The 11771-nt window shown below is 66.0% G+C and carries 10 protein-coding genes and 1 pseudogene; 7 read left to right on the plus strand and 4 right to left on the minus strand.

Going from position 1 to position 11771, the window contains the following annotated elements; genetic code table 11:
* Nucleotides 1-16 precede the first annotated feature (16 nt).
* From ACIBX3_RS11185 to ACIBX3_RS11200, 4 genes and pseudogenes are all read right to left on the minus strand, one after another.
* Nucleotides 17-1219 carry an acyltransferase family protein gene (locus ACIBX3_RS11185; RefSeq protein WP_397115588.1) on the minus strand — a complete coding sequence of 401 codons (1203 nt, stop codon included), beginning with the start codon at nucleotides 1217-1219 and terminating at the stop codon, nucleotides 17-19.
* Nucleotides 1219-1983, minus strand: a complete 765-nt coding sequence (locus ACIBX3_RS11190; RefSeq protein WP_397115590.1) for an SGNH/GDSL hydrolase family protein — start codon at nucleotides 1981-1983, stop codon at nucleotides 1219-1221. The genes ACIBX3_RS11185 and ACIBX3_RS11190 overlap by 1 nt, the downstream gene beginning before the upstream one ends.
* A 313-nt stretch (nucleotides 1984-2296) precedes the next feature.
* Nucleotides 2297-3199, minus strand: a complete 903-nt coding sequence (locus ACIBX3_RS11195) for a LysR substrate-binding domain-containing protein (RefSeq protein ID WP_397116379.1) — start codon at nucleotides 3197-3199, stop codon at nucleotides 2297-2299.
* Nucleotides 3200-3338: 139 nt separating this feature from the next.
* Nucleotides 3339-3493 (minus strand): annotated as a pseudogene (locus ACIBX3_RS11200) (IS5/IS1182 family transposase); the annotation flags it as partial.
* A 430-nt stretch (nucleotides 3494-3923) separates the two neighbouring features.
* Here ACIBX3_RS11200 and ACIBX3_RS11205 point away from each other — a divergent pair.
* The 7 genes from ACIBX3_RS11205 (at nucleotide 3924) to ACIBX3_RS11235 (ending at nucleotide 11657) form a co-directional block, all read left to right on the plus strand.
* Nucleotides 3924-5174, plus strand: a complete 1251-nt coding sequence (locus ACIBX3_RS11205) for a branched-chain amino acid ABC transporter permease (protein WP_397115592.1) — start codon at nucleotides 3924-3926, stop codon at nucleotides 5172-5174.
* A gap of 4 nt (nucleotides 5175-5178) precedes the next feature.
* Nucleotides 5179-6159: a branched-chain amino acid ABC transporter permease gene (locus ACIBX3_RS11210; protein ID WP_397115594.1), complete on the plus strand. Its 981-nt coding sequence runs from the start codon at nucleotides 5179-5181 to the stop codon at nucleotides 6157-6159.
* A gap of 112 nt (nucleotides 6160-6271) precedes the next feature.
* On the plus strand, nucleotides 6272-7180 hold the full coding sequence (locus tag ACIBX3_RS11215) for an ABC transporter ATP-binding protein (protein ID WP_397116381.1): 909 nt from the start codon (nucleotides 6272-6274) through the stop codon (nucleotides 7178-7180).
* The gene (locus tag ACIBX3_RS11220; RefSeq protein WP_397115596.1) at nucleotides 7177-8061 is read left to right on the plus strand and encodes an ABC transporter ATP-binding protein; all 885 of its coding nucleotides are present in this window, start codon (nucleotides 7177-7179) and stop codon (nucleotides 8059-8061) included. Before ACIBX3_RS11215 ends, ACIBX3_RS11220 begins: the two co-directional genes overlap by 4 nt.
* 121 nt (nucleotides 8062-8182) lie before the next feature.
* Nucleotides 8183-9529 carry an ABC transporter substrate-binding protein gene (locus ACIBX3_RS11225; protein WP_397115598.1) on the plus strand — a complete coding sequence of 449 codons (1347 nt, stop codon included), beginning with the start codon at nucleotides 8183-8185 and terminating at the stop codon, nucleotides 9527-9529.
* A 95-nt stretch (nucleotides 9530-9624) separates the two neighbouring features.
* Nucleotides 9625-10857: a MalY/PatB family protein gene (locus ACIBX3_RS11230; RefSeq protein ID WP_397115600.1), complete on the plus strand. Its 1233-nt coding sequence runs from the start codon at nucleotides 9625-9627 to the stop codon at nucleotides 10855-10857.
* A 629-nt stretch (nucleotides 10858-11486) separates the two neighbouring features.
* Nucleotides 11487-11657 carry a hypothetical protein gene (locus ACIBX3_RS11235; RefSeq protein WP_397115602.1) on the plus strand — a complete coding sequence of 57 codons (171 nt, stop codon included), beginning with the start codon at nucleotides 11487-11489 and terminating at the stop codon, nucleotides 11655-11657.
* Nucleotides 11658-11771 lie beyond the last annotated feature (114 nt).

The following is an 11771-nucleotide window of genomic DNA, read 5'->3' on the forward strand; positions in this document are numbered from 1 at the left end:
CACCGGTGTGACCTGGCTAGAGCCGGCCGAGCCTGCTCACATCGACCGTCCCGGCACCCGGCTGCGGCCGCGGTATCGCCGCCCACAATCCCGCCGCCATCACTCCCGCGACGGCCATCGCCACCCATCCGCGGCGTCCGGTGGCCCACCCGGCGCGCAGCCGTACCGGGTCCTCGACGGCGACCTTCGACACTACCGCAGCCAGCAGCGACAGGCCGATCGCAGTGATCGTCCAGCCCCAGCCGGCGAGCCCGCCGAGCGGCCAGGGCAGCGGCCTTGGCAGCAGCAGATAGACCGGCCAGTGCCACAGGTACAGGCTGTAGGACAGCTCGCCCAGCCGGCGCGGTACGGCGCCGCCCACTGCCCGGCCCGCCAGACCGTCCGGCGCGTGGGCGAGGAGCGCGATCAGCGCGGCGCCGGCCAGGGCGTGCGCGAACATCCCGCCCTGGAACAGGCCGGGGGTCGTTTCCCCGCTGGTCAGCACCCATGACGCGAGCAGCCCGCCCAGCAGCGGGACGCAGATCGTGTCCACGGCCGTGCGTGACAGGCCGGCCACGGCGTCGCGGACGGGCGCGGTGGCCGCGGCCGCGCCGAGGAGCAGGGAGAAGGCCCGGGTGTCGGTACCCTCGTAGGCCCGGGTGGTGTCCACGGCCGCCCCGAGCCTGATCATGAGCAGGAGCGAGACGAACGCGCCGGCGACCGCGACGAGCGCGACCCGCCGCTGCCCGCCGCGCCCCCTCCTGGCCAACGCCACCACCAGGGGCCAGGCCAGGTAGAACTGCCACTCGACGCTGATGCTCCACAGGTGGGCGAACAGACGGGTGCCGGAGGCGTTCCAGTATCCGATCTGCTCGCCGATGAAATGCCAGTTCAGGCTCTGGGCGGCCGCCCACGGCGCGTCCCGCAGGGCGGACCCCAGCACGCCCGGCCGGGCGAACGCCCAGGCCAGCAGCAACGTTGCCGTGACCATGACGGCCAGCGCGGGCAGGAGTCTGCGGGCCCTGCGCCCCCAGAAGGCCATCAGGTCGATACGGCCGCGCCCGGCGAGCTCCTCCAGCAGCAGACCGGTGATCAGAAAGCCGGACAGGACGAAGAACAGGTCGACGCCCAGGAACCCGCCGCGCATGTGCCCGGCGTGGAACAGCAGGACCGCGGCGACGGCGAGCCCGCGCAGCCCATCGAGCGCGCCGATATGCGCGCGGCGGGAGGGTGAAACCATCAGCCGCAGCCGAGTTTGACGAAGCGCTCGTCGCCGGTCCACGGCCCGGTGGCCCAGGCGCCGGGGGCGGCCGGAGTGAAGCCGGCCAGCTTGCCGAGCCGCCTGGCGAACCAGGTGGCGAAGGCCGCCGACCCTTGCTGACAGGAGTGGATCCCGTCCTTGGCCCGCTGGGCCTTGCCGGCGGCGTAGTCGTCCCCCCACAGCTCAGAGGCATCCAGATAGCGAACGCCGGCGACCTTGGCGGCCATCGCGGGCGCGCTCTTGATCGCGTCCTCGTGGGGCTTGAAGAATTCGTCGATCTTGAACGGCGGGGCGGACACCAGGACGAGCCGGGCACCGGCGTCCTTCGCCGTCCGGGAGAGCTTCTGGTAGGCCGCCAGTTGCTGGCGGGGCGTGCCCCAGTCGTAGGTGGTGATCTGGTACGCGATCACCGTCGGCCCGAAGGAGGCGAGGTCGTCCTTCAGCCTCTTCCAGGTGTCCTTGGCCGCCACGGCCGTCACCGGATGATCACCGGCGACGATGTTGCCGCCGCCGTCAGAGGTGGCGTTCTTGAACTGCACACCGCTGGCCTTCAGCGCGGCCTCCACGGCCGGGGCCTCCGCGCCCGCGATGGAGTCGCCCATCCACAACACCCTGACGCTGGTCGCGGCCTGACCGGCGTGCTGGGCCGGCGCGTCCGTCGCAGCCGGTCCGTCGCCGGGGGCTGCGGTGAATGCGCCGCAGGCCGCCAGCGTGGCCCCGGCCGCGACGGCCACGGCCGCCATCACTCCGGCACCACGGCGGCCAGTGGATCCTTGGGCGAACGGGGAGCCAGGAGAGGGGTTCGTCGGTTGCATGATCCGTAGGCAATCAGACGAATCCTGTGGTCAACCGCGTTGTCATCGTTTCATCACACAATGAGGGATCAGCCATCACAGAGCTTCGCCGGCGCGGTACGTCCCGCCGTGGGCGCAGGTGCACGCGACGATGGGGTTCCGGCCGGCGACGTTGGAGACCGAGGAACAGCAGACCGGTGTCCGGCCACGGAAGCGCCCCGGCCGAGCGGCTGCGGGCGAGAACGCGAGGCGCCCTCGGGCGTCAACTCCGGGTCAGATCCCGTGCGCTGCGGCTGATTCGGTCGAGCGCGACGCGGGCAGCAACGACGGCCGGGTGATGGTGGCTGCCAGCGCGGGTAGCGATGAGGACGCGCCGAGCGTTCGGCGGCGTCAGCTCGGTGAGTGTCACTGTAGGAGCGTGGACGCCCCAGGCAAGTTTGGGTAGGAATCCGACCGCCTGCCCGGCTTCGATCAATCGCACATGGAAGGTGAGGTCGGTCGACTGGTAGCGAACGTGGGGTTCAAAGCCGGCTTGGCGACAGACAGCGCTGGCCCAGCGCCTGGCGGCATTGCCCTCGGGCTCCATGACCCAAGGCAGGTGTGCGAGAGCTGCGAGTTGCGGCGGCTCGCCGTCCGGTGGGGTGGCCAGAAGAAGAGGATCCTCGAGGAGAAGCTGAGTGTGCAGGCCGGTCAGGGCCGACGGCGGCTCTCCCGGGTACTCCTCGGCGATGACCAGGTCGAATTCGTGCGCGACAAGCGCCCGCAGCGGTGTGCGTTCGTTCTCCTGATGCACGAAGACGCGAAGCTGCGGATGCTCGCGCTGAAGCAGCTCTACGGCAGGTAGGACCAGAGTTTTAGCAGCAGTCTGGAAGGTGGCAATCCGCAGGTCCCCCTCGAGCACGGTTTTAGCCCGCGCGATATCGGCCTCAGCCTGCTCGAGCCGGTCCAAGATCACCTCGATATGTCCGACCAGCATCTCCGCCGCGGGCGTCAGACGGACCCGACGTCCCATAGGTTCCAGGAGCGGGACACCCACCTCGGCCTCCAACTGCGAAAGCTGCGAAGAGATGGTCGAAGGACTGTACGAGAGGGCCGAAGCCACAGCTGCAAGGGTGCCGCGGTGCTTGAGTTCGCGCAGCAACCGAAGCCGGTGAAGGTCGTACATCACGCACCAATCGCCGCCCGTGACCACCGATTCGTCGCTTGAGACAACCGATCGTACGCGAAAACATTTGCTGCCCCGCATTGAGGCACCGCGAGACTGCCTCGTCTTGCGGCATGTCCAACGAGAGCGTGAGCCGTTGTCAACCTTCGTTTGAGCAGGCCAGGTGAAGGGTGAGGACGGCTGGGACGAGGCTGGTGATGCGGGGTATCGCACGCAGCTGCGCAGGAGCCGCCAGGCTTTGAGGGTGGCCACGGCCTGTTCGCCGAGGGCGCGGATCTTCGCGTGGGCGCGGTTGGTGATGTGGACGGGGGAGCCGTCGGGTCTGGCTGCGTCGAATGGACGTCACCGCACGTCCAACCGCCACGACCACCAGCCCGGCGCCTACGCGGTCACAGCACTGGATCGGTTTCTTCTCCGTTGATTGGTCGAAAATATCGATGAGTGCGCATCGATAACGACGACTGGACCGCGCAATGGGGGGCGCATAGCATTCCAGAACCGCGAGAATCGGTCACCCGAAATCTGCGGTACGGCCGACGCAGCCCGCGGCAGAGTGCTATCGGTCGTCGCTCTCCCCACGCTGTCGTCGCTGCCTGACGGCCCACCCGTCGCAGGCCGATCAGATATCCCGCCATGCAATTTCGGAGCGGCCATGACACCACCCCATGCACGTTGGCGCGTACGCCGCCATCCTGCTCGCCTGTCACTACTGCTGGGAGCGGTCATGCTCTCGATCGCCCTGCTCGGCGTCGTGGCAATGGGCGCTCCGACGTACGCGGCTGCTGATCGGACCGTGCAGGGAACGTTGCGCAACTCTGCCGACAACAACGCACCGGTCGCTGGGGTGAAGATCAATGTCCAGTCCAGTACGGGTAAGACCTACACGGGCGTCAGTAACGACCAAGGCCGGTTCGCGATCACTGTGCCCGGCAGCGACTCGGGCACCCTGGCCGTCATCTTGGACACCAAGACGCTTCCCGACGCTGTGCAGATCCGCGACGGAGCGTCGAACACCTTGCGGCCAACGGGCACCTTGAGCACGATCACCGTCAACTTCCCCCTCGGTCCCGATACGCGTCAAGTGTCGACGGTGTGGGACCAGGTCCCCCAACTGCTCTACAACGGTCTGCTGTTCGGCCTGGTGCTGTCATTGGGGGCCCTTGGCCTGTCCGTAGTGTTCGGCACGACGGGACTGTCGAACTTCTCCCACGGCGAGCTGGTGACCTTCGGGGCATTCGCCACCTATCTCGGCAACCGGGTCGTAGGGCTGCCCATCGTCGTGGCGGTGGCGGTGGCGGTGGCACTGTCGGCACTGTTCGGCTACCTGAACGAAAAGGGTTTGTGGAGGCCACTCAGACGCCGCGGAACTGGACTTATCGCCATGATGATCATCTCGATCGGTCTGCAGTTCTTTCTCCGGAACTTCTACCAGTACTTCACAGGCGGCCGCGCCTTGACCTACCGCGAATACGTCACGCCCGCCGGCCGAGACGCCTTCGGCCTGTTCACCTACACCATGCGGGACGTCGTCATCATCTCCATCAGCGGGCTTGCGCTCGTCGCGGTCACTCTTGCTTTGCAGTACACCCGGATCGGTCGCGCCACGCGCGCGGTGTCGGACAATCCGGCCCTGGCCTCTGCGACGGGGATCAAGGTCGATCGTGTCGTAGCCACGGTGTGGATCGTGGGCACCGCGCTGGCGGGACTGAGCGGGGCGTTCTTGGGATTCTCCCAATCGGTGTCCTACCAACTGGGAGCGCAGGTACTGCTGTTGATCTTCGCCGCTACCTGCGTCGGAGGTCTGGGATCAGTCTGGGGCGCGCTGATCGGCTCGATCATCATCGGGCTGTTCGTCGAGACCTCAACCTTGGTCATCCCATCGGAACTCAAGTTCGCAGGCGCGATGGTTCTGCTGGCGCTGGTTCTGCTCGTCCGACCACAAGGCTTGCTCGGCCGCGCCGAAAGGATCGGGTGAGGACATGGACATCATCGGCGCCGTCACGGGGGCACTGCATGACGGCTTCGGCTATGTGGCCGTCTCGTTCTGCTTGGCTGCGATCGGCTTGAACATCCAGTTCGGCTACGCCGGGCTGCTCAACTTCGGTCAGGCCGCCTTCTTGTCGGTAGGCGGTTACATCATGGGCGCGGCGATCGCCACCAGCGGGATTCCCACCGTCCTCGCGATCCTGCTCGCGATCGCCTTCACCGTGGCGTTGGCGCTGATACTGGGCATCCCTACCCTGCGTCTTCGGGCGGATTACCTGGCGATCGTCACCATCGCGGCGGCAGAAATCCTACGACTTGTGTTCGGGACGTCGTTCCGGACGTACTTTCACGGCAAGGACGGCGTGACCGGCTTTACCGCGGGGTTCCGAAGCCTCAACCCGCTGCCGAACTACGACGGCTTCTTCTTGACCTACAGCCGGGAGGAGCTGTGGACAGTCATAGTCGGCTGGGGCCTGGTCATCATGATCAGTCTGTTCACCTGGGCTCTGATGCGATCACCGTGGGGAAGGGTTCTCCGGGGCATCCGTGAAGACGAGGATGCGATGCGGTCTCTGGGCAAGAACGTCTACGGCTACAAGATCCAGGCCCTCATCCTCGGTGGAGTGGTCGGATGCGCCGGAGGTTTCGTGGGCGCGTTCGGAGCCGCTTCGGTCCAGGCCGACACGTTCAACCTGGACTTCACCTTCATCGCCTTGACCATGCTCATCCTCGGTGGCGCCGCTCGGATCCTTGGTCCGATCGTCGGCGCGGTGATGTTCTGGGCGATCCTGTCGTTCCTCGGATCGATCTTGACGCAGTTGGCGGGCTACCCGGTCGTCGCGCAGTTCATGAACGCCGACCAAGCATCAATCATCCGGCTGATGTTGGTCGGATTGGTGCTGATGCTGCTGATGATCTTCCGGCCGCAAGGCATCTTCGGTGATCGAAAGGAGATCGCGCTCGATGCCCGCTGACAACTTCCCCACTGACCACCTCTCCTCGGGCACCGCACCCAAGGACGTCCCAGCTGCCGGTGATACGTCCCAGCCACGGGTTCCCGACTCCGCCGCGGGGGAGAACAGGTCGATGCGCGAGTGCCGGACTGCTTTGCAGTCGGTGCCGCATGAGCCTGGCGCTGCCAAACGTGACCCCGTTGTGGTCGTGAACGGAATCCGCCGCACCTTCGGAGGCCTCACCGCGGTCGACGTGGACCATCTCGAAATCCAACGCGGGGTCATCACCGCCTTGATCGGACCCAACGGTGCAGGCAAGACCACGTTCTTCAACCTGCTCACCGGCTTCGATCAACCCGATGCCGGTTCCTGGTCCTTCGACGGGACACCGCTCAAAGGCAAGGCAGCCTACAAAGTGGCACGCCTCGGCATGGTCCGGACCTTCCAGCTGACCAGAGTGCTTTCGAAACTGACAGTACTGGAGAACATGCGGATGGGCGCCACAGGTCAGCGTGGCGAACGCTTGTGGGCCGCCGCGCTCCCCGCCCTGTGGCGGGCGCAGGAACGAGACATCACCGACCGGGCCCGAGACCTGCTCAAGCGGTTCAAGCTCGACGCCAAGGAGGAAGATTTCGCCGGGTCCCTGTCAGGCGGCCAGAGAAAGCTGCTCGAGATGGCGCGAGCGCTCATGGTCGAACCGAATCTGGTCATGCTCGACGAACCCATGGCCGGCGTCAACCCAGCGCTGAAGCAGTCCCTGCTCGGGCATGTGAAGTCGCTGCGGGACCAGGGAATGAGCGTCCTGTTCGTCGAACACGACATGGACATGGTGCGAGAGATCTCCGACTGGGTGGTCGTCATGTCCCAGGGCAAGGTAATCGCCGAGGGACCCCCCACATCCATCATGTCCGACGAACGTGTCATCGATGCCTACCTCGGAGCTCGCCACGACACCGACATCAGCGAGCTCGAACACGTGATCCAGGTCGAGCACGCGCACGACCACGCCGTGCAGATGGTCGACCGGGAGGTCCCGAGATGACTTCTGCCCATCACGGCCCATCGGACTCCCGGGTCACCGATCAGGGCGAGATCGTGGCTGAAACCGATCCCAACGCCCCGAAGATCGACCGGGCAGCGCAGACAAGGCATCTGCAGGCGGCCGAGGGTGCAGCCCTTCGCGCCGACAATGTGATCGCCGGGTACCTCCCCGGAGTCAACATCTTGAATGGCGCCGATCTGTACTGCCAACCCGGCGAGTTGGTCGGCATCATCGGACCCAACGGCGCCGGCAAGTCGACGCTGCTCAAAGCACTCTTCGGGCTGGTCAAGATCACCGCCGGGACGGTTCGCCTGCGGGGTGAAGAGATCACGAACCAGCGCGCCGACGCACTGGTATCCCAAGGGATCGGCTTCGTCCCGCAAACCAACAACATTTTCCCGTCGCTCACCATCGAGGAAAACCTGCGGATGGGGTGCTATCAGTCCCCCAAGAAGTTCGCCCCCCGGTTTGCGTTCGTGACCGACCTGTTCCCTGCGCTGGGCCGGCGCCGCAAGCAGCGGGCCGGACAATTGTCAGGCGGTGAGCGGCAGATGGTGGCCGTGGGCCGGGCTCTGATGATGGAACCCTCCGTGTTGTTGCTCGACGAACCCTCAGCGGGCCTGTCCCCGGCGATGCAGGACGAGGTGTTCGTCCAGACCCGAGCCATCAACCGCACCGGTGTATCGGTCGTCATGGTCGAGCAGAACGCACGCCGCTGCCTGCAGATCTGCGACCGCGGGTACGTCCTCGACCAAGGACGCAACGCCTACACCGGGTCCGGCCAGTCGCTGGCCCGTGACCCCAGGGTGATCGAGCTGTATCTCGGCACCTTGACCAACGCCGCCCAGGCGGACAACACACCTGACGGCAGGCGGATCTAGGGCCACGACCACACATGTTGCCGGTCGATTCCTCCCATCGCGTCCGCTCCTGAAATCCGCCACGACACAGCCGTGCGCCACACCAAGGGTGCAACGGTCCTCACCCACACTTGGAGGTTCCATGCCGCTCCCCAGACGCATCACCTGTATCGCCGTTCTGGTCTCCGCCGCGCTGGCAACGGCCGCTTGCGGTTCCAGCAGCAGCCCCACCGCAGCCGGCAGCGAGCCGTCAGCCACGCCGGCCACAGCCGGCACGGCGGGCACGGCGGGCACGGCGGGCACCCAGCTCTACTTCGTAGACGGCAACACCGCCGACTACTCCGGTGATTTCGAGCCGGGCACTCTCAACGGTGTGCGCGCCACCCTGCCCGGCGGCAAGATCGGCGACGAGTTCCGGCAGAGGATCCTCAAGATCAACAGCAAGGTGAAGGACTTCACCTACGCTCCGGAGGCCTACGACGCCACGATCCTCTCAGCCCTGGCTGCGGTCGCCGCCAAGAACGACTCCGGCAAGGCGATCGCCGAGAAGGAGATCGGCATTACCCGGGATGGGACAAAGTGCACCAGCTTCAAGCAGTGCGCCGACCTACTCGCCGACGGAACGGACATCGACTACGACGGCGCCTCTGGCCCGATCAAGATGAACTCGACAGGAAGCCCGTCCGCGGCGACCGTCGGCATCTACCAATTCGGGCAGGACAACAACTACAAGAATGTCGGCTACGTCAACGGCACCACTCCGGACCAAGCCAACATCCGAGCCGACCAGAAGGTCAGCGGCCCAATCCCCAAGGGGGACGGCACCCTTACGTTCGGCACCCTGCTCCCTGCCACAGGGGACAGCTCCTTCCTCGGCGCCCCGCAGTTCGCCGGCGTGGACCTGGCCATTGACGAAATCAACAAGGCCGGGGGTGTGCTGGGCAAGGATGTGAAGCAGTTGAAGGGCGACTCCGGTGACGGGTCGCCGAACATTGCGCCGTCCGAGACCGACAAACTGCTTCGCGGTGGTGCCGACGTCATCATCGGCGCCGCTTCCTCGTCGGTGTCGCTGTCGGTCATCGACAAGATCACCGGGGCTGGCGTCGTCCAGATATCGGCCGGAAACACCTCGACCGCATTCGACACCTACCCCGACCATGGCATGTACTTCCGCACGGCCCCCTCCGACGTCCTGCAGGGGCAGGTGATGGCCCAGACCATCAGCGAGGACGGTCACCGCAACATCGCAATCCTCGCCCGGCAGGACGCCTACGGAGAGGCATTGGCGAAGAACGTCCGCTCCTTCTACGAGGAATCCGGCGGCAAAGTCGTCTCCTATGCCCTTTACGACGCGAACGCAGCCAACTACACGGCCGAGGTGGAGAAGGTGAAGGCCCAAGACCCGGACGCCATCGTGCTGATCTCGTTCGACGAGAGCAAGAAGATCATCCCGGAACTCATCAAAGCCGGCATCGGCCAGAACGGCTGAGCCCGTACCTAGCCGGTGGTCGTGGCTCCGGATCGGCCCCGCAGCCACGACCACGCAGACTGCCGTGTCGCCCGTGGAGTGGAGAAGTTTTTCGCATGACCACCAGACCGCCAAAAGCCAGGCCCACCGCCACCGCGGAGTACGGCGCCGACCCCGACTTTGACACGGTGTACGACCGCGTCACTTTTGGGTCAGCCAAATGGGCTAACCAATGGGACGAATTTTCACCGCGTGTCCGGGGCGAGGATCTGCTGTCGCTATGGACGGCCGACATGGACTTCCGGGCGCCGACGACCGTCATCGACCGGCTGCGCGCCGCTGCGGACCACGGCATCTACGGCTACACCCTGCGAGACCCGGAACACTTCCAGATTGTGCAGAACTGGTTCACCGTCAGGCACGGCTGGACACCACCGGTGGAAACGCTCCTCCCGGCCCCTGCGATCATGTCCTCGGTCGCAGCAATCTTGCGCACCTTCACCGCCCCTGGAGATGGGGTGATCGTCCAATCACCGGTCTACTCGCCGAACTTCGAGGCCATTACCGGTAACCATCGGCGGCTGCTCGTGAACCGGCTCCGGCTCATCGACAACCGCTACGAGTTCGACCTCGACAACCTGGCCGAGCTGGCCGCGTCCGGCGCGAAGGTGCTGTTGCTCTGCAATCCCCACAATCCCTCGGGCCGGAGCTGGACGGCCGACGAGTTGCTCGCCGTGAACGACATCTGTGCGCGCCACGACCTTCTGGTGATTTCCGACGAGATCCACTGCGACATCCGACTGAACGGTCGGCCCCACGTGGTCTACGCCTCGATCAGCAGCGACGCCGCCCGCCGAGCATTCATCTGCACTGCTCCCACGAAGACCTTCAACCTTGCCGGCCTGCCATCGGCCACACTCTCGGTTGCCGATCCATCCCTGCGCTCCGAACTGCTGAACGCCATGCGGGCATCGTTCATGATCAACGCGCACTACTTCGGCCGTCTGGCCTTAGAGACTTCCTACACTACGGGTGGTCCGTGGCTCGACCGGCTGACCGAATATCTCAAGGGCAACGTGGCCTTCGTGCACGAGTTCGTCCAAGAGCGGCTGCCCGAGATCACGCCGATGCCGCCGGACGCATCGTTCCTGGTCTGGCTGGAGGCTCGTGAGCTTGACGCTCGTGTGGGCGGGCTGCACCAGTTCCTTGTCGACCGTGCGGCTGTCAATCTCTACGACGGCCGGGTCTACGGCCCCGGAGGAGAGGGGTACGTCCGACTCAACGTCGGCTGCCCCCGGAAGGTGCTGACTGAGGCGCTCGAACGCATCGATCATGCGCTATCACGGTAACGCTCCTCGGCCTCACCGCCACGAGTGACTGCCCGTAGCGGGACCAGCGGGCAGGTCACCGCCGGCCGCGGTGTCGGCACCGCGCGGTCAATGCCGCCGGGAAGAGCTTCGACTGAACGCCGAGATCCAGTGATGACGGACGATCACCTGCCACCGATCACGCCCTGACCGGGACGAGCACCCCAGCCTCAACCCACGCCAGCCCCACTGACCAGCAGCTTTCAGGATGGGGTCAGCTCAATGAGGGGCGACATCGAGATGTTGCCCCCCGCCGCATCGGGGCACCAACTGACCCTGTCCCTCGTCACCTCAGGACATGCCGGCCTGGGGATCTTCCGGTATCAGCGAAACCATGGCGGAGGCGCCATCGCAGCGAGGATCGCTCCCTGCTGAGGTGGCACCCCCGACGACTTGCGCGTGGCCGACCCATTCCGACGCCGGCGGCAGCGGGATGATCGGCGAGCCGGACGCGGTCAGGGCTGCGATGGTCCGCGGGAGAGATCCATCTCATCGCGGAGCGCGGTGTCATGCCGATGGCGAGCGCCGCCTCCGACGGCCCCTTCCCGACTGAGTCGATCCCCGCACGGATGATCTCCGCCATGTAGGCGCTCTCGTTGACCGCCGTAGGCGTGGCCCGTATCAGCGCCGGGTCCTCGATCGCGGAGGCGGCGTACGGGCTGGCCGCACGCGCCGCGCGCGAGCTGCTCACCCAGGGCACGGCGAGCGCTCTGGAAGGTGGATTCGACTATCCGACCTTGAACACCTTGCTCCTGGCAGAAACCCGTGCGTCGAGTGGGTGAGCGCGGCATCGGTCCACGGGCGGGGCGCTGAACCAGAACTCCCACGTCACGGGTGATCCGTAGTGCCGCCCAAGCGACCGGCGACCGTGGTCGCGGTCGCCCCTCGAACCGTGA

It is taken from the genome of Nonomuraea sp. NPDC049480 (assembly GCF_044465905.1).
Lineage (GTDB): Bacteria > Actinomycetota > Actinomycetes > Streptosporangiales > Streptosporangiaceae > Nonomuraea.

Bases quoted from the DNA above. Each gene is read 5' to 3' on its own strand.
- ACIBX3_RS11215 (WP_397116381.1), top strand. From the start codon at position 6,272: ATGCGCGAGTGCCGGACTGCTTTGCAGTCGGTGCCGCATGAGCCTGGC.
- ACIBX3_RS11195 (WP_397116379.1), bottom strand. From the start codon at position 3,199: ATGTACGACCTTCACCGGCTTCGGTTGCTGCGCGAACTCAAGCACCGC.
- ACIBX3_RS11225 (WP_397115598.1), top strand. From the start codon at position 8,183: ATGCCGCTCCCCAGACGCATCACCTGTATCGCCGTTCTGGTCTCCGCC.
- ACIBX3_RS11230 (WP_397115600.1), top strand. From the start codon at position 9,625: ATGACCACCAGACCGCCAAAAGCCAGGCCCACCGCCACCGCGGAGTAC.
- ACIBX3_RS11205 (WP_397115592.1), top strand. From the start codon at position 3,924: ATGCTCTCGATCGCCCTGCTCGGCGTCGTGGCAATGGGCGCTCCGACG.
- ACIBX3_RS11185 (WP_397115588.1), bottom strand. From the start codon at position 1,219: ATGGTTTCACCCTCCCGCCGCGCGCATATCGGCGCGCTCGATGGGCTG.
- ACIBX3_RS11220 (WP_397115596.1), top strand. From the start codon at position 7,177: ATGACTTCTGCCCATCACGGCCCATCGGACTCCCGGGTCACCGATCAG.
- ACIBX3_RS11190 (WP_397115590.1), bottom strand. From the start codon at position 1,983: ATGGCGGCCGTGGCCGTCGCGGCCGGGGCCACGCTGGCGGCCTGCGGC.
- ACIBX3_RS11210 (WP_397115594.1), top strand. From the start codon at position 5,179: ATGGACATCATCGGCGCCGTCACGGGGGCACTGCATGACGGCTTCGGC.